General features: G+C 68.8%; 14 protein-coding genes. 6 read left to right on the plus strand and 8 right to left on the minus strand.

The features are described 5' to 3' along the window. Window positions 1-148: 148 nt before the first annotated feature. Complete coding sequence (locus tag ACFTWF_RS26275) at window positions 149-1,234, minus strand: hypothetical protein (protein ID WP_378464079.1); 1,086 nt, start codon at window positions 1,232-1,234, stop codon at window positions 149-151. Between the two features lie 56 nt (window positions 1,235-1,290). On the opposite strand from ACFTWF_RS26275, the gene ACFTWF_RS26280 reads away from it, so the two are divergent. Next, window positions 1,291-2,472 (plus strand): hypothetical protein, encoded by a 1,182-nt coding sequence (locus ACFTWF_RS26280; RefSeq protein WP_378464080.1) that lies wholly within the window; start codon window positions 1,291-1,293, stop codon window positions 2,470-2,472. Between the two features lie 44 nt (window positions 2,473-2,516). Here the strand turns inward: ACFTWF_RS26280 and ACFTWF_RS26285 are convergent, their stop codons facing one another. After that, a complete protein-coding gene (locus tag ACFTWF_RS26285; RefSeq protein ID WP_378464081.1) occupies window positions 2,517-3,341 on the minus strand; it encodes an NAD-dependent epimerase/dehydratase family protein in 825 nt (274 codons plus the stop codon). A gap of 172 nt (window positions 3,342-3,513) precedes the next feature. Here ACFTWF_RS26285 and ACFTWF_RS26290 point away from each other — a divergent pair, with 172 nt between their 5' ends. Then, window positions 3,514-4,593, plus strand: coding sequence for an ABC transporter ATP-binding protein (locus ACFTWF_RS26290; protein WP_378464082.1), 1,080 nt, complete (start codon window positions 3,514-3,516; stop codon window positions 4,591-4,593). Window positions 4,594-4,626: 33 nt separating this feature from the next. Here the strand turns inward: ACFTWF_RS26290 and ACFTWF_RS26295 are convergent, their stop codons facing one another. After that, window positions 4,627-6,330 (minus strand): peptide chain release factor 3, encoded by a 1,704-nt coding sequence (locus ACFTWF_RS26295; protein WP_378464083.1) that lies wholly within the window; start codon window positions 6,328-6,330, stop codon window positions 4,627-4,629. Between the two features lie 212 nt (window positions 6,331-6,542). Here ACFTWF_RS26295 and ACFTWF_RS26300 point away from each other — a divergent pair, with 212 nt between their 5' ends. Next, window positions 6,543-8,177: a fatty acyl-AMP ligase gene (locus tag ACFTWF_RS26300; RefSeq protein ID WP_378464084.1), complete on the plus strand. Its 1,635-nt coding sequence runs from the start codon at window positions 6,543-6,545 to the stop codon at window positions 8,175-8,177. Window positions 8,178-8,235: 58 nt separating this feature from the next. Here ACFTWF_RS26300 and pth read toward each other — a convergent pair whose 3' ends face one another. Both pth and ACFTWF_RS26310 read right to left on the minus strand, forming a co-directional pair. Further along, window positions 8,236-8,808 carry an aminoacyl-tRNA hydrolase gene (pth, locus tag ACFTWF_RS26305; RefSeq protein ID WP_378464085.1) on the minus strand — a complete coding sequence of 191 codons (573 nt, stop codon included), beginning with the start codon at window positions 8,806-8,808 and terminating at the stop codon, window positions 8,236-8,238. A gap of 104 nt (window positions 8,809-8,912) precedes the next feature. Continuing rightward, window positions 8,913-9,539, minus strand: coding sequence for a 50S ribosomal protein L25/general stress protein Ctc (locus ACFTWF_RS26310; protein ID WP_378464086.1), 627 nt, complete (start codon window positions 9,537-9,539; stop codon window positions 8,913-8,915). Window positions 9,540-9,834: 295 nt separating this feature from the next. Between ACFTWF_RS26310 and ACFTWF_RS26315 the strand changes: the two genes are divergently transcribed. Continuing rightward, the gene (locus ACFTWF_RS26315) at window positions 9,835-11,037 is read left to right on the plus strand and encodes a GAF domain-containing protein (RefSeq protein ID WP_378464205.1); all 1,203 of its coding nucleotides are present in this window, start codon (window positions 9,835-9,837) and stop codon (window positions 11,035-11,037) included. Window positions 11,038-11,043: 6 nt separating this feature from the next. Here ACFTWF_RS26315 and ACFTWF_RS26320 read toward each other — a convergent pair whose 3' ends face one another. From ACFTWF_RS26320 to ACFTWF_RS26330, 3 genes are all read right to left on the minus strand, one after another. Next, entirely contained in the window at window positions 11,044-12,516 is a 1,473-nt protein-coding gene (locus ACFTWF_RS26320) for an FAD-dependent oxidoreductase (protein WP_378464087.1), read from the minus strand. Window positions 12,517-12,638: 122 nt separating this feature from the next. Beyond that, on the minus strand, window positions 12,639-13,043 hold the full coding sequence (locus ACFTWF_RS26325; RefSeq protein ID WP_378464088.1) for a PPOX class F420-dependent oxidoreductase: 405 nt from the start codon (window positions 13,041-13,043) through the stop codon (window positions 12,639-12,641). Window positions 13,044-13,083: 40 nt separating this feature from the next. Next, the gene (locus ACFTWF_RS26330) at window positions 13,084-14,259 is read right to left on the minus strand and encodes an aminotransferase class V-fold PLP-dependent enzyme (RefSeq protein ID WP_378464089.1); all 1,176 of its coding nucleotides are present in this window, start codon (window positions 14,257-14,259) and stop codon (window positions 13,084-13,086) included. A gap of 145 nt (window positions 14,260-14,404) precedes the next feature. On the opposite strand from ACFTWF_RS26330, the gene egtA reads away from it, so the two are divergent. Continuing rightward, a complete protein-coding gene (gene egtA, locus ACFTWF_RS26335; RefSeq protein WP_378464090.1) occupies window positions 14,405-15,619 on the plus strand; it encodes an ergothioneine biosynthesis glutamate--cysteine ligase EgtA in 1,215 nt (404 codons plus the stop codon). Further along, window positions 15,619-16,923, plus strand: coding sequence for an ergothioneine biosynthesis protein EgtB (egtB, locus tag ACFTWF_RS26340; protein WP_378464091.1), 1,305 nt, complete (start codon window positions 15,619-15,621; stop codon window positions 16,921-16,923). Before egtA ends, egtB begins: the two co-directional genes overlap by 1 nt. Window position 16,924: the final 1 nt, after the last annotated feature.

Consider the following 16,924-nt stretch of genomic DNA (forward strand, 5'->3'; position numbering starts at 1 on the left):
CCGACCTGCTCGCGGCGCCCGAAATATGCAATGGGCTTCCGTCGGCGGCGTGTGCGCGCTTATTGTTCATGTATGTGAACTCACGTCCTCTATGTGAATTGCCGAACTCACTATGACGGCAGTCACAAGGTCTGTCAAGGGTGATCGCCTAGACCGTGCGGGTGAGCCACGCGGCCGCCGCGGCCTGCATGCGTGCTGAAAACCGGTGTCCGCCGGCAAACCACTGCGTGGTGAGCGCGTCCGATCCGTCGTACGCCCGGCGCAGCAGCGTCTCGGCATCCTCCATCCCCGGCCGGCTGAAATGGGGATCGCCGCTTGCGAACTGAACCAGTAGCGGCCGCGGCGCCGCGCTCCCGGCGACGTCGGGCCAGTCGCACACCGCGGGCAGGCCGGGAGTGATCATCAGCCACGTCGTGTCGTCTGCCCTGCCGTCCGCGACGTCGGCGAACGTGCTCATCATCGCGGTGATCGCTCCTGCCCGCAGGCGTGTCGAACACGCCAGCAGGTGGGCGACGCGCGCACCGCCGCCCGAGAATCCTGCGGCGGCGACCCTGTTCGGGTCGACGCCGTCGGTCGCGAGGAGGACGTCGAGTGCCCGGAGATCCTCGGCGACAACCGTGCCGGCGAGCGACGTGCCGGTCAGGGCCGCGACCTTCGCGAGCCCGTGTTCGTGCTCGCGGGCCGCCGCCTCGTAGCGGCGCCGACGGATGTCGGGGGTGTCTGGCCCGGGTGGGTATGCGGTGAACCCTGCCGACCTGGCGCGGTCCGGTAGTTCCGGCCAGGGCACGCGCCGGCTGCCCCAGGGGAACACGTCGTGGACGAGTACGACGAAACCGGCCTGCACCAGGCCTGTTGCGACCGCGCCGCCCTCGTAGCCGCGGGCCCGGAGTTCGGCGATTCCCGGCGCGACACCGCCCGGACCGTCGGCCACCTTTTCCTTGCCGTAGAACTTGACGCCGTCGTGCGCGTGCATGAGCAGGATGGCGGGGCGATCCGTGGTCGCGCGTGGACGGTCGGGGCGCAGGAGCCAGGCAGCGGTGTCCGGACCGCCGTCGCGGGCCGGCCAACTGAGTTCGCGGCCGGCGACACCGTGTCGGATCCACGACCTGCCGTACCGCACGTCGGGCGTGACCGCGGTCGGTGCGTCCGGCACGCCGAGGGCCTGGCGGACGGCGTCGCGGCGCCCGGCGATGGGGATCGATCGTGGACAGTGAAGCGAAGAATGTGTTCCCATGTGTGAACTCCGTCTTGTCTACCGAACTCAATTGTCGAACTGCCGAGGGGCGCCACATGTCCGAAAGAACTGTCGATCGCATCGTCGCGCACGCCTACCCGTGGGACGTGCTCGGTGATCCGTACTTCGTCGACCGAGCGCGCACGCTCGGGGTCGCCGAGATCTCGCTCGCCGCCAGCTATCACTCGACCCGCGCCGCAACGCCGCTGCACCCGGCCCACAAGGTGGTCGACGCGCACCACGCGGCGCTGTACCGCCCCATCCGTCCCGCCGCGTGGGACGGCCACACGGTCATTGCCAGAGCGGCGACCTGGGGCGGATCCGAGGACGCGTTCGCCGATGCCGCCCGGATCCTGACCGACGCGGGCATCCGCGTGAACGCATGGATCGTGCTGTCGCACAGCACCGTTCTGGGCCACGCGCATCCCGGCGCCACTGTCGTCAACTGCTTCGGCGACCGCTACCCGTACGCGCTCGCGCCCGGGCATCCGGACATCGTCCGGTACGCCCGTACCCTCACCGCGGAGGCGGTGCGCGGCCTCGACCTGCACGGTGTGTCGATCGAAGCCTGCGGGCAACTGGGTATTGCGCACGTCGGTCCGCACGAGAAGACCGACGGCGCATTTCCGGGAATCGGCGACACGCTGATGTCGATCAGCTGCACCGAACGGGAACGCGCGCTGTGGGCGGAGCGGAACGTCGATCCCGACAAACTGGCAGCAAAACTGCGTGCCGGCGTGGACGCGCTGACCGCGGGGACGCTCCCCCCGGAATCTGCGATCACCGACATTCTCGATGCCGACGAGGCCGACGCGGTGCTGTCCGTGCGTCGCGCGGACGCCGACGCTCTCCGGGGTGCGGTGCTCGGCGCCGTGCGTGCGGAACTCCCGTCGGCCCGCGTCACGCTGCACGGCCACCCGAGCCCCTGGAAGACGGGGCCGTCGCCGGCGCTGACGTCCGCCGCTCCCGGCGACGTCGATGCCGTGCTCGTGTCGGCCTGGCCCGGCACCGCCGAAACCGTCGCCGTCACGAAGGCCACCCGGGCAATCGTCGGGGATTCCGTCGACGTGGGCGCCTACGTGTCGGTGTTGCCGCCGAAGAACCTCGACGACGTGAGCAGCCACGTCGCGGCCACGGTCGCCGCCGGAGCGAACGAGCTGCACCTCTATCACCTCGGGTTGGTCGACGGGGCGCAGCTCGGCGCGCTGGGGCGCATCGTCGCCGAGTACTCGCTCTGACGCCTCCGGGGTGGGCGCCACGATGGGTGCCCACCCCGGATCGCTCAGCGCATCCGCTGTCCGAGCGGGTGGTCGCAGAACGCGCCGCCGACGCGCTGGAGGATCGGGTCGTCGAACGTCCACTCGTGTTCGGCCAGGAACTCGTCCGCGAACACCTCGGCGTCGTCGCGAGGTTCGTATCCGATGGCGGCGCCTTCCGCCGCCGACCACCAGCTGCGAGTGTTGCGCGAGATGCCCCACACGGTGTGAAAACCCTTGGCGGAGTCGGACAGTGCGGCCTCGATCAGCCGGGCGGTATCGGCCGGTGACATCCAGGAGGCGAGGCCGCGGTAGTTGGGCGGCCGGTCGAAGCTCGAGCCGATGCGCAGGTTGACGACGTCGATGCCGAACCGATCGTGGTACAGCCGGCCGAGCGCCTCGACCGCGGCCTTGCTCCAGCCGTAGAACCCGTCCGGGCGCGGCGCGACGTCGCCGGGCAGCGGGTCGGAGCCGGCTTCCGCATGCGTCCAGAAGCCGACGGCGTGGTTGCTCGACGCTGCGATCACGCGCGTCACGCCGTGTGCCACGGAGGCCTCGAACACCGCCTGGGTGCCGTCGACGTTGACGGACAGGATGTTCGCCCACGAGTCCTCGGTGCTGAGTCCGCCCAGGTGGAGCACGGCGTCGACGCCGTCGACCGCGGCGGCCACGGCGGCACGGTCGGTGACCGACCCCCGCACGAACTCCTCGTGTCCGGGGTCGATGTCGGTGATGTCGGCGATGTCGAACAGGCGCAGGGTGCGGCCGGGCCTGCGGAGCAGCGGCCGGAGCATCCGGCCCATGTTTCCTGCGGCGCCGGTGATCAGCAGCCGCGAGGTGGTGTCGGTCATGTGTTGTCGTGCCTCTCTCGGAGTAAGCCTTGTAATGCACATCACGGTAGTACATACTCCTAAACGAAGTCACTATGTTGGCAAACATTCACATATGTGAACAACTTCTGTGCATCGCACCCCCACTCGGATCGTCCGGCACGTTCCTGCCGGTGAAGGGACCACCATCATCATGGCCACAGTCGCATTCCACGGCGTCACCAAACTCTTCCCCGGCGGCGACAAGGCCGCGGTCGATCAGCTGAACCTCGACATCGACGACGGCGAGTTCCTCGTCCTCGTCGGACCGTCCGGTTGCGGCAAGTCCACGTCCCTGCGCATGCTCGCGGGCCTCGAAGACGTCGACCGCGGCACGATCGCCATCGGCGGACGCGACGTCACCGAGTTCCAGCCGAAGGACCGCGACATCGCGATGGTCTTCCAGAACTACGCGCTCTACCCGCACATGACGGTGGGCGAGAACATGGGCTTCGGCCTCCGCATCGCCGGCGAGGACAAGGCGGAGATCAAACGCCGCGTCCAGGACGCCGCCAAGATCCTCGATCTCACCAAGTTCCTCGACCGCAAGCCCAAGGCGCTGTCGGGTGGTCAGCGGCAGCGAGTTGCCATGGGACGCGCCATCGTTCGGAAGCCGCAGGTGTTCCTGATGGACGAGCCGCTGTCCAACCTCGACGCCAAACTGCGCGTGCAGACCCGCGCGCAGATCTCCGCGCTGCAGCGTCGCCTCGCCACCACCACCGTCTACGTCACCCACGATCAGGTCGAGGCCATGACGATGGGCGACCGCGTCGCCGTCCTGAAAGACGGGGTGCTCCAGCAGTGCGACAGCCCGCGCCGCATGTACGAGCACCCGAACAACGTCTTCGTCGCCGGGTTCATCGGCTCGCCCGCGATGAACCTGCTCGAACTTCCCCTCGTCGACGGCGGTGTCAGTTTCGGCGGTTCCGTGGTGCCCGTTCCGCGCGGCGCGATCGCCGGCATCGGGGAAAGCTCGGTCACGCTCGGTGTGCGTCCGGAGGACCTCGTGATCACCACGGGCAGCGGACTCGACGTCACCATCGACGTGGTCGAGGAACTCGGTGCCGACGCGTACGTGTACGGCCAGGCGGACATCCACGGGCGTAAGCAGCCCATCGTCGTTCGCGCCGACGGCCGCATCCCACCGAAGCGCGGCGAGGTGATCACCCTGTCGTACGCGGCGGAGCGCACGCACCTGTTCTCCACCGTCACCGGCGAACGGCTCGTCGACTAGGGGCGGGTCACCGGCCGGGCGGTGACCCGCGCATCAGTCGGCGGCGGCGACGAGGGGTTCGAGCGTGAGGTCGGGCAGTTCCTTCTGGATGTACTGCAGGCGCCACTTGTCGCTGACGAGGGCCAGCATCACGCCGTCCGAACGGGTGAACACCTCGACACCGCGCTGACGATTCAATTCGTCGGCCGACTCGGCGTCCGTGCGCCGCGCCAACGCGTAGCCCAGCGGTTCCATCCGGGCCTCGACGTTGAACTCGGCCTTCATCCGCGCGGCGACCACCTCGAACTGCATCGGCCCGACCGCGGCCATCACCGGCGAGGCGTCGCCGCGCAGGTCGTTGCGGAGGATCTGCACGACACCCTCGGAGTCGAGCTGATCCACCGCCCGCCGGAACTGCTTGTATTTGCCGGCGCTCTCGGCGCGCAGGATGGAGAAGTGTTCGGGCGCGAACGACGGGATCGGCGGGAACTCCACCTTCTTCTCGAAGAACAGGGTGTGGCCGGGGGCCAGTGCGGTGGCGTTCACGAGTCCCACCACGTCGCCGGGGTACGCCGATTCGACGGTCGACCGTTCGCGTCCGAACACCGTCTGCGCGTACTTCGTCGTGAACGGCTTACCGGTCTGGGCGTGGGTGACGACCATGCCGCGCTCGAACACTCCCGACACGATGCGCATGAACGCGAGGCGGTCGCGATGGGCGGTGTCCATGCCGGCCTGGACCTTGAAGACGACCGCGCTGAACGGGTCGGTGACCTCGCGGGGGGTGCCGTCGAGGTCGTCCCGGGCGCGTGGCGGCGGTGCCAGCTCGACGAGCGTGTCGAGGATCTGGCGGACACCGAAGTTGAGCATCGCCGACGCGAAGATGACCGGCGACGTCTGGCCGCCGAGGAACAACTCCTGGTCGTGGTCCTGACCCGTGGCAGACAGCAGTTCGCTCTCCTCGGCGGCGGTCTCCCATTCGCCGCCCTCCTTCGCGAGGGCGGCGGCGGCGTCCATGACCTCTTCGGGGGCGATCTTCGCGCCGCCCGCCGTGCGGGTGAACCGGATGTACTCGCGGGGGGCGCCGTCCTCGCCGCGGCGCAACAGTCCCCTGAAGTCGCCGGCGATGCCGACGGGCCAGTACAGGGGAGTGGGGGTGAGGCCGATGCGTTCCTGGATCTCGTCGAGGAGTTCGAGCGGCGTCTGACCGGGGCGGTCCCACTTGTTGATGACGGTGATCACCGGGATTCCGCGGTGGCGGCACACCTGGAACAGCTTCAGCGTCTGCGGTTCGAGACCCTTGGCGGCGTCGATCAGCATGACGGCGGCGTCCACCGCGGTCAGTACGCGATACGTGTCCTCCGAGAAGTCGGAGTGGCCGGGGGTGTCGACCAGGTTGATCACATTGTCGACGGGCTCGTCCGCCGACGCCTCGGTGGAGCGGTAGTTGAACTGCAGAGCCGTGGAGCTGACCGAGATGCCGCGGGCCTTCTCCATCTCCATCCAGTCCGACACCGTCGACTTGCGGCCGGCTTTGCCGTGCACCGCGCCCGCTTCGGAGATGACCTTCGCGTGGAGCGCGAGCGCCTCCGTCAGCGTCGACTTACCGGCGTCGGGATGCGAGATCACGGCGAACGTGCGGCGACGCGACGCCTCGGCACGGACACCCTTCTCGGATTTCCCCTCCGGCGAGGCGGCCGTGGCGACGGACGCCGTCTCGGCTGGAATGGTGTCGGCCGAGTCGGACGGGGTAGTCAACGAAGAACCTCTCGGGGGACGGGATGCGTGCAGGAAGGCCGTGCGGCCGCATACCAGGTTACTCGGGTGCCGAGGACGAACTCGCAGCACAGTCACATCCAGGGCGAAGTAACGATCGGGCGCCGGTCGAGGATTAATCAGGGTGAGTCGTCGGGGCGCTCCGGAGTTCACCGTTTCTGCGTTCGGACACCCGTATGTGCAGGAGGAAGACAGTGAGCAAGTTCACCGACGAGATGTACGCGACCGCGGAGAGCAGCACCCGCGGCCTCAACACGGGTGAGCCCGACGCGCCGCTGCGACAGCCGTGGGGCGAGATCCACAAGTCCGCGCGGCGAATGGCGGGCGCACTGGCCGGGGCGGGTATCGGCCACGGTGACGCCATCGGCATCCTCGCCGGTCAGCCCGTCGACATCGCACCTTCCTGCCAGGCCACGTGGATGCGCGGCGCCTCCGTCACGATGCTGCACCAGCCGACGCCGCGCACCGACCTGATGGTGTGGGCCAAGGACACCGAGACCGTCATCACGATGATCGACGCGAAGGCTGTGATCCTCGGTGCGCCGTTCGACGCCGCCAAGCCGCTGCTGGAGGAGCGCGGCATCACGGTGCTGACCGTCGCGGAGCTGAACGAGGGCACGGAGATCGACCCGGTCGAGACGTTCGAGAGCGACATCGCGCTGCAGCAGCTCACGTCCGGATCCACCGGTTCGCCCAAGGCCGTGCAGATCACGCACGAGAACTTCTACACCAACGCGTACGCCATGATCGACCGCATCAAGTTCTCCATCGACGACGACGTGATGATCAGCTGGCTTCCGCTGTTCCACGACATGGGGATGGTCGGCTTCCTGAGTGTGCCGATGCAGGTCGGCGCGGAGGTCGTGAGCATCACCCCGATGGACTTCCTCCGCACGCCGCTGCTGTGGGCGGAACTGATGGGAAAGTACAACGGCACCGTGACGGCCGCCCCCAACTTCGCGTACTCGCTGCTCGCCCGCAGGCTCAAGCAGGCGGAGGACGGCGCTGTCGACCTCAGCACCGTCCGGTACATGTGGAACGGCGCCGAGCCCGTCGACCCCGACACGATGAACGCACTCGCCGAGGCGGGGGCCCGGTTCGGGCTGAATCCGTCCGCACTCGCCCCCGTCTACGGGATGGCCGAGACCACCCTCGCCGTATCCATCCCGGATCCGGACCAGGGCCAGGTGCTCGATCGCGTCGACCCGGACCTGCTCGAGGCCATGCAGCGCGCCGTGCCGTCGAGCAAACCGAACGCGCGCGCCCTCGCCACACTCGGCAAGATGGTGCCGAACCTCGAGGGCCGGGTCGTCGACAGCGACGGTGAGCTGCTCCCGACCCGCGGCGTCGGCATCATCGAGGTCCGCGGCAAGGCGGTGACCCCCGGATACATCACGCTCGACGGGCACAAGCCGGCGCAGGACGCAGACGGCTGGCTCAACACCGGCGACGTCGGCTATTTCACCGAAGAAGGTCTCGTCGTCGTCTGCGGTCGCGTCAAGGACGTCATCATCATGGGCGGCCGCAACATCTACCCGACGGACATCGAGCGGGCCGCGGGCACCGTCGCAGGCGTGCGTCCCGGCAACGCGGTGGCGGTGCGCCTCGACGCGGGGCAGAAGCGGGAAAGCTTCGCCGTCGCCGTCGAGACCAACGACTACCAGGATCCCGAAACGGTCAAGCGCATCGAGCACGAGGTCGTGCACGCCGTGTTCTCCGAGGTCGGTGTGCGCCCCCGCACCGTCGCCGTCCTCGGGCCGGGCAGCATCCCCAAGACGTCGTCGGGCAAACTCCGCCGCACCACGTCGGCGAACCTCGTAGGCGCGTAGCGCCCGTGCGCCTTTGTGGTAGCTGGAGCAACCAGAAAGGCGCACAGGCGCGGAGCGCCTAGTGCAGGCGGTTCTGCGCGGCCTCGAGCCCGACGCGCAGGACCAGTTCGACGGCGTCGGCCGCCTCCTCGCAGACGAGGTCGAGTTCCTTGCGTTCCACGGAGGAGAACGGCTTGAGCACGTACGACGCCGGATCCATCCGTCCCGGGGGACGGCCGATCCCGACGCGGGTGCGCAGATAGTCCTTGGTGCCGAGCGACTGCGAGATCGATCGCAGTCCGTTGTGCCCGCCCTCACCGCCGCCCTGCTTCAGGCGAACGGTCCCGAAGTCGAGGTCGAGTTCGTCGTGGATCACCACGATGTTGCCGGGGTCGACGGAGAAGAACCGGGCGAGCCCGGCCACGGCGCCACCGGACAGATTCATGAACGATCGCGGCTTGGCGAGGATCGCCGGCCGGCCTTCGAGGCGTCCCTGGACGATCTCGGCGCCGCTCTTCTTGTGTGCGCTGAACTTGCCACCCATGCGAGCGGACAGCACGCCGGCCACCATGAAGCCGACGTTGTGCCTGGTCTTCTCGTACTGCGGTCCGGGATTGCCCAGACCCACCACCAGCGCGGTGTCTTCACTCACCGACAGGTCCTTCCGTGCGACGGGGTCGTGTCAGACGACAGCGGCGCGTCACCCCGGGCAATCCGGGACGACGCGCCGCCGACATCAGTGCGGTTGCGAGAGGATCAGCCCTCGGCGCCCTCTTCGGCCGGAGCCTCGGCGGTCTCGCCCGCAGCTTCGCCGGTCTCCTCTTCGAGGTCCGCAGCGGTCGGGGCTGCGACGACGTTGACGATGAGCAGTTCTTCGTCGGCCTGCAGGGTCGAACCCTTGGGCAGCTCCAGCTGGTTGGCGAGGATCTGGGTGCCGACCTCGAGGCCCTCGACCGAGACCTCGATCTGCTCGGGGATGTGCAGCGCGTCCGCCTCGAGGGAGACGGTGGCGGCGTCCTGTGCGACCAGCGTGCCGGACGCGGCCTCACCGGTGACGACGACGGGAACGTCGACGGTGACCTTCTCGCCCTTCTTGATGACGAGGAGGTCGGCGTGCTCGATGTAGTTGCGGATCGGGTGAACCACGACCGACTTGGTGAGCGCGACCTGCTCCTTGCCGTCGATGTCGAGGGTCAGGACGGCGTTGGTGCCGTGCGCGCGCAGGATGGCGGCGAAGTCGCGGGAGGGCACGTTCAGGTGGCGGGGGTCCTCACCGTGGCCGTACAGGACCGCGGGGACCTGGCCGTCGCGGCGCGCGCGGCGGGCGGCGCCCTTGCCGAACTCGGTGCGCACGGCGGCTACGAGGCGATTTTCGTCAGACATGGTGAAACGGCTCCTACAACTCACGGTGGTAACTGGCGGGCGGTTCGAGTCGGCGAGGGACGAACGCGCGACGGCCAGGAGCGAAACGCTCGAGCAGAGCCGTAGCCGCGTCGATCACGGTGAGCCAGCCAATTGGAACTTCTGGTTCACCCTCGCCGAGACAACTTATGGAACTCTACCGGATGGCCCGCTGACCTGCTAGTCGGGTGTCCTCGGACGGCCGGTCCGACGTGAATGCGCGGCCGCGGCGACGGACAGTGGTGTGGCTCACAACGCCGCGGGTAGCCTCGCCCTTGTGAGCGCTGAACGTCCTACCGCCGACCGGCTGACCGCAGTGGCCACCGGAGTAGATCTGCCGCGTCATGCGCGGCTCCTCAGTCGGGTGCACGATGCCGTGCTGTCCGGGCAGCGGCCGCCGGCGTTGCCGCGGGACGTGGTCGCGCGGTCGTGGTCCCGCCTGCAGGCGGGTGGTGTGAGCCCGGACCACTGCGCGGACGTCGAGCCCGCCGATTACTCGGAGATCGAGGCCCGGCGTACCCGGACGGCGCTGCGCACGGTGCTCCCGGAGTTGCGCAGCACGCTGACGCAGGTCGCGGAGGATGCGAATTTCATCGTCGTCATCGCCGACGCCGACGGTGTCCTGTTGTGGCGGGAAGGGTCCCGCGGGGTCCGGAAAGCGGCCGACGCCCTGGGGTTCACGGAGGGTGCGCGCTGGGCGGAACAGGCCGTCGGTACCAACGCGATCGGCACCGCGCTCATCGAAGATGCTGCGGTGCAACTATTCTCGGCCGAACATTATGCGCCATCGCATCACGGCTGGTCGTGCACAGGTTCGCCGGTGCACGATCCGCGGACGGGCGAGATCCTCGGCGTCGTCGACATCAGCGGGTCGGCGATGTCGGTCCATCCGACCACGGTCGCGCTCGTCCGGACCGCGGTGCGCCTGGCCGAGGCGACGCTGTGGCGTGAGCACACGGCGCAACTGGACAAATTGCGCGGCCGGGCGGCGCCGCTCCTCGCGTCGGCGGGCGGTCCCGCGCTGGTCGTCGACAAGCACGGCTGGGTCGCGGAGGCGAGTGGAATCGCGGCGCCCGAACGGGTCGCGCCGCCCAGTCTCGACAAGCCGCTGCTCGTCCCGGGGCTCGGGTTGTGTGTCCCCGAACCGCTCGGCGACGGTTGGCTGGTGCGCCGCAAAGTCGAGGGCGCGGCCATCGAACTGGAACTCGACCTCGGCGACACCCCACACGTAACGGTTCGGGGCGACGTCAACTGGACGCGGGCGCTCTCGCCCCGGCACGCTCAGATCCTGCGGGTGCTGTCGGTGGCGGGGCCGGCGGGTGTCGATGCCGGCGCACTCAGTGAATCATTGTTCGGGGACCGGTATCATGTGGTGGCGGTCCGCGCCGAGATCTCGCGTCTGCGCAAGAGTCTCGGCGCGGTCCTCAGCACCCAGCCCTACCGGTTCGCCCCCGATGTGACGGTGCGGCTCGTCGGGTAGTTCCCGTCAACCCTGTTGCGCCGCACTGATGCCCGCGCGGCGGCCGTAGAAGCTGCCGTCGCCCAGGGAGGTACCGCTGGCGTAGCCGCCCGCGCAGACGCCGGACGTGCATCGGCCCGCCGCGAACAGGCCGGGGATCGGTTCGCCGGAGACGTGCAGCACCTCGGAATCGATGCTGGTACGCAGGCCGCCCAGCGTGAAGCCGAGCGTGAAGCCGCGCAGGTCGAGGGCGGCGACCGGTGAGCCGATCGGCTTCACCCACTCGGACTTCTTGTGCAGCAACGGGTCCGTGCCCTCGGTCGCGTGCTTGTTGTATACCTCGACGGTCGACTGGAGTGCCCCGGCGGGCAGTCCCATGTCGGACTCGAGTTCCTCGACGGTCTCGGCCACCCACTTCGGCTGCACCCGCAGGAACGGGGTGGCGGTCGTCGCGGCCGACCCCTCCTCGTACGCGGCCTCGTCGATGACGAGGAACGCCTGGTTATCCTGGTGGAACAGAGTCATCTGGCCGATCCGGCCGGAATAGGTGTCCTCCGGGACGTAGCGCTGGCCTCGCCCGTTGACGAGGATGCCGCGCACGATCAGCTGGGGGTCGCAGACGAAGGCCACCTCGGTGGCGTCCATGTGCGCGAGGTCGGCGCCGAGCGCCTGCGCCATGAGGATCGACCGGCCGTCGTGTTCCTCGATGGCGGCGCCGGGCCGTCCGATGAGGCGCGGCGCGTGGGCCTCGATCATCTTGTCGTTGTAGGCGAAGCTGCCGGTGGCGAGGACGACGCCCCGGCGCGCCCGGACGGCGACCTCCTTGCCGTACTGCTTGGCGACGATTCCGACCACGCGGCCGGTGTCGTCGGTGATCAGAGTCTGAACCCGCATGTCGTATTCGGCTCGGACCCCGAGCTTTTCGGCAGTCTCGACGAGCGGCTTCATCAGCATGTAGCCGCCGCCCTTCTCGCCGGTCCTCTTGCCGTCCATCTGCGGGACGTGCCCGCGGGGTGCGGGAGTGGCGATCTCGTTGAACGGGGCCGCGTTCTCGCCGCCGGAATACATGAGGCCGTCGTCGAACGGCGGTTCCCAGCCGGGTTCGGCCCAGAAGCTCTCTTTGAACGGAACGCCGCAGTCGACCAGCCAGTTGTAGTGCTCGACGCTGCCCTCGCAGTAGTCGGTGATCTTCTCCTCGTCGGCGCCCGGGCCGAGCGCCGCCATCATGAACGTTTTCATGTTCTCGGCGGAATCCTCGAAGCCGCACGCCTTCTGCAGCGGCGTGCCACCGCCGAGGTAGATGAACCCGCCCGCGAGCGCGGCGGCCCCGCCCCACCCGCTGGTGCGTTCGAGGACCAGGACGTCGGCGCCGGCGCGCGCCGCCTCGATGGAGGCGGAGACACCGGCGATGCCGTATCCCGCGACCACGACGTCGGCCTCGTAATCCCACTCGGCGACGTCTGCTGCGGACCGGGGGCGGATCGGGGTGGCATCAGCCATGGGAAAAGTCCTCTCGGGCGGTCACAGGCGCAGTGTGACGGGGGTAACTCCCAGACTGTAACCTGTTACAAAACGGGGCTCGGGGGATCTCCCGGTCAGTGGGACGGCGTTTCCGGACCTCGCTACGTCGGCAGATCCGTGACGTCGGAGAGGGCGTAGTGCAGTGTCTCCGTGCGTGCCAGCCGGTGCGCGAGATGCACTCCGATTCGCTGCACCACGGGGAATTTCTTGTCGATCAGGGCGCCGGCGGCCTCTGCTTCCCGGCCCGACAGCAGTCGCGCCGTGGCCTGCACCTGCGGACCCGTCGGTTTGCCCGACCACGTGCACGGACGGATCCGGACTTCGGGGAAATTACGGAGTCGTTTGTTCTTGGACGCCCGGCCCGGGGTGCGGAAGTACGCCCGGTCGCCGTCTACGACGAGATTGACCGGGGTGTCCACCCACGACCCGTCGCGTTTGCGCGTCTGCAGTTGCACGACCTTCTCCGCGGCGAAGCGCGGCAACGCCGGTGATCCCTGGTCCGTCATGGCGCAGTCCTGGTTCTCGGGTGAACTCCAGCGTACTGCGCTAGCGTGCGAGCGTCCGCACCTCGACGAGGAACCGGTCGAGGTCGTCCGGGGAGCAGAAATAGTGCGGAGACGCGCGCACCACGGCGTCCAGTCCGCGGGCGCTCATGTCCAGCAGAGTCGATCCGCGCAGGCTGGCGGTGACCGTGACGTTCCGGGCGGCCAGCCGTTTCCGCACGTCGCCGGGATCGAGTCCGTCGACGGTGAACGACACGATGCCGCAGCGGCGGGCACCGAGGTCGCGCACGGTGACGCCGGGGATCGCGGCGAGCCCCGACCGGAGGTGTTCGGCCCCGGCCAGGACGGCCGCCTCGACGTCGTCCACGCCGAGGTCGAGGAGATAGTCGGCCGCGACACCGAGCCCGAGGCGGGCGGCGACGTCGCATTCCCAGAACTCGAACCGGCTCGCGTCGGTCGCGAGCCGGTACGCGTCGGCCGCGGTCCACTGTGCGCTGTGCAGGTCGAGGGCCGCCGGTTCGAGGGTCGCGGCCAGCTCCGGCCGGACGTACAGGAAGCCGGTGCCCCGCGGTGCGCGCAGCCATTTGCGGCCCGTGGCGGAGAGGGCGTCGACGCCCAGCTCGCCCACGTCGAGCGCGATCTGACCGACGGACTGGCACGCGTCGAGCAACACCAGGGCCCCGTGCGCGTGCGCCAGTTCCGTCACCTCGCGGACCGGGTTGACCAGGCCGCCGTTGGTGGGCACGTGCACGAGGGACACGAGTCGGACCCGCTCGTCGAGGAGCGTCGCGAGCGCGGCGACGTCGATCTGGCCCGCGGCGTCGCTGGGGATCACGTCGACCGTCGCCCCCACCGCCCGAGCGCGCTGCAGGACGGCGATGGCGTTGCTGGCGTATTCGACCTCCGAGATCAGCACCCGGTCGCCGGCCCGGAGGGGGACGGCGTGGAAGAAGTCGTTCCAGGCGGTGGTGGCGCTGTCGACGAGCGCGATGCTGTCGGCGCGCGCCCCGATCAACCGGCCGAGAGACGACTTGACCGCGGCGAGGTCGTCGGCCCGTTCCGCGGCCGCGATGTAACCGCCGACGTCGGCCTCCCTGCGCAGATGCGCGAAGACGGCGTCCAGGACCGGGGCCGGGGGAAGCGAGGAGCCCGCGCTGTCCAGGAACACCTTGTCGAGGCAGCCCGGGGTGTCCCGTCGCGCCTGCTCGAGGTCGAGCATGTCCGATACCTCCCTTTCGCGGTCACTGGATTCGAACGTACCTGTGTAGGTTCCTCGAAAAGTATGCCGATGGGGCGTGCATCGACGGCCGAGGCGCTCTAATGTCGATAACGACGTTCAGGCGGCGCCCGAAGGGGAGGGTCGAATGGCTACTGCAGTTCAGTCCGTCGAAGCAACGTGTCTCACGTCGAGGCCGGCGGCGGAGGCGTACCTCGGTGGCGTGTGCTTCAAACTGGGCCCACCGCAGTTGATCGGCGCGGAATTGGAGTGGCTGACCGCGCAACTGCCGGAACACGTGCGCCCCGATCTCGCCGCTCTCGCCGAAGCTCTCGGCCCGCACACCCCCCGAACCATCGATCCTTCTTCCCCTGCCCAGCCCCTCCCCGGTGGCAGCGCCGTCACGGTCGAACCCGGCGGACAGATCGAACTGTCCAGCGCTCCATACCACTCCGCGCGTGAGTTGTGCGACTATCTTGTCGCGGACCGGAAGCTTCTCGCGGACCTGTTGTCGTCCCACTCGATCCTCATGTCGTCCGAGGCCGCGGACACACGCAGACCCGCCCAACGTCTCCTCCAGTCGCCCCGATATTGCGCCATGGAATCCCGCTTCGCCGGGATCGGCCCTTTCGGGAAGCTCATGATGTGCAACACCGCCGCAACGCAGATCAGCGTGGACGCCGGGACCGATCCGGCTGCGGTGGAGAGGCGCTGGAATCTGCTGCACGCCATCGGACCCGCGTTGATCGCGGCCTTCGCGTGTTCGCCGCGGCTGTACGGGGTGCCCGACGGGCAGTGGGCGTCGCAGCGGATGCGCACGTGGCTCGAACTCGATTCGCCGCGCACCACCGGAACCCCGCACGCCGCCGACTATGCGGGCTGGGTGCTGGACGTGCCGCTGCTGTGTATCCGCAACGACGGAACGGATTGGACGGCGCCCGACGGAGTCACGTTCGCGGACTGGGCCGACGGGGCGCTGGACGGCGTGATCGAACGACCGACCGCCACGGACCTCGACTATCACCTCACCACCCTGTTCCCGCCCGTCCGCGCAGCCGGTCATCTGGAGGTGCGATACCTGGACGCGCAACCGGGCGATCAGTGGCGCGTGCCGATCGCAGCGATCGACGCGCTGCTGTCGGGGCCGGGTGCCATGGCCGAGGCCCTCGCCGCGGCGCAGCCCACGTCTGAACGCTGGCGGGACGCGGCCGAGTTCGGGCTGGCCGACCTCGAACTACGTGCTGCGGCAACAGCTCTGCTGTCGCTGGCGGCGTCGTACTCGCCCGACCCCGAGTTCGTGAGACTGCTCGACACCGCTGCCGAACGATGTTGCCGGGGCCAGGCTCCGAGCGAGGGCCGCTGATGGGTACCCGCGAGAAGATCGCGGCCGCGCTGACGCGGGCGCGCGAGCGCACCGTCGCACTGACGGACTGTGTGGACGGGGAGGACCTCGTCGCGCAGCACTCTCCGCTGATGAGCCCACTCGTCTGGGATCTCGCGCACATCGGCAATCAGGAAGAGTTGTGGCTCGTCCGCGACGTCGGCGGCCGCGAACCGGTTCGCCGCGACATCGACGAGTTGTACGACGCATTCAAGCATTCGAGAAATTCCCGGCCGTCGTTGCCGCTGCTCAATCCGGACGAGGCCAGGGAATACGTGCGTACGGTTCGAGACAAGACGTGGGACGTCCTCGACGGCAGCACCTTCCGGGGCCGGCCGCTCGAGGAGAACGGATTCGCGTTCGGCATGATCGCCCAGCACGAGCAGCAGCACGCCGAAACCATGCTGGCCACCCACCAACTGCGTTCCGGCTCAGCGGTGCTGGCCGCGGAGAGCGCGCCGCGCATCGGTGGCGTGATCGCCGAGGACGAGGTGATCATCCCCGCTGGCGAGTTCACGATGGGAACGTCGGATGAACCGTGGGCTCTCGACAACGAGCGGGACGCGCATTCCGTGCACCTTCCCGCGTTCGTCATCGATGCAGTCCCCGTCACCAACGGCCGCTACCTCGAATTCATCGACGACGGCGGCTACGCCCGGCGGGAACTGTGGAGTGACCGAGGATGGGCCCACCGCGTCGAGGCGGGGCTGGAGGCACCTCAGTTCTGGGAGAACGACGGCTGCGGAACGTGGTGGCGCCGACGGTTCGGAGTCACCGAACCGATCCATCTCCAGGAACCTGTGGTGCACGTCTGCTTCTTCGAAGCAGAAGCGTTCGCCCGCTGGGACGGCAAGCGGCTACCGACAGAAGCCGAATGGGAGAAGTCGGCACGATGGGATCCGTTCACGGGGCGGTCGCGCCGATTCCCCTGGGGTGACGGAGAACCCGACAGTTCACGGGCTAACCTCGGACAGCGTCATCTCGGTCCTGCCGTGGTCGGGGCGTATCCGTCGGGCGCATCCCCGCTCTGCGTCCACCAGTTGATCGGTGACGTGTGGGAGTGGACGTCGTCGCCCTTCGAGCCCTATCCCGGTTTCGCGGCGTTCCCGTACCGCGAATACTCGGAGGTCTTCTACGGCGGCGACTACCGTGTGCTGCGCGGCGGTTCGTTCGGCACCGACCCGGTGGCGTGCCGGGCGACGTTCCGCAACTGGGACCATCCGATCCGCCGGCAGATCTTCTCCGGATTCCGCTGCGCCCGGGACCTTCCGGGAGACGACTGCTGAG

This window comes from Rhodococcus sp. NPDC056960 (genome assembly GCF_042674125.1).
Lineage (GTDB): Bacteria > Actinomycetota > Actinomycetes > Mycobacteriales > Mycobacteriaceae > Rhodococcus_F.

Coding starts and splice junctions, on each gene's coding strand:
- ACFTWF_RS26310 (WP_378464086.1), bottom strand. CDS start 9,539: ATGTCTGACGAAAATCGCCTCGTAGCCGCCGTGCGCACCGAGTTCGGC.
- ACFTWF_RS26285 (WP_378464081.1), bottom strand. CDS start 3,341: ATGACCGACACCACCTCGCGGCTGCTGATCACCGGCGCCGCAGGAAAC.
- ACFTWF_RS26290 (WP_378464082.1), top strand. CDS start 3,514: ATGGCCACAGTCGCATTCCACGGCGTCACCAAACTCTTCCCCGGCGGC.
- ACFTWF_RS26320 (WP_378464087.1), bottom strand. CDS start 12,516: ATGGCTGATGCCACCCCGATCCGCCCCCGGTCCGCAGCAGACGTCGCC.
- ACFTWF_RS26325 (WP_378464088.1), bottom strand. CDS start 13,043: ATGACGGACCAGGGATCACCGGCGTTGCCGCGCTTCGCCGCGGAGAAG.
- egtA (WP_378464090.1), top strand. CDS start 14,405: ATGGCTACTGCAGTTCAGTCCGTCGAAGCAACGTGTCTCACGTCGAGG.
- ACFTWF_RS26275 (WP_378464079.1), bottom strand. CDS start 1,234: ATGGGAACACATTCTTCGCTTCACTGTCCACGATCGATCCCCATCGCC.
- ACFTWF_RS26330 (WP_378464089.1), bottom strand. CDS start 14,259: ATGCTCGACCTCGAGCAGGCGCGACGGGACACCCCGGGCTGCCTCGAC.
- egtB (WP_378464091.1), top strand. CDS start 15,619: ATGGGTACCCGCGAGAAGATCGCGGCCGCGCTGACGCGGGCGCGCGAG.
- ACFTWF_RS26280 (WP_378464080.1), top strand. CDS start 1,291: ATGTCCGAAAGAACTGTCGATCGCATCGTCGCGCACGCCTACCCGTGG.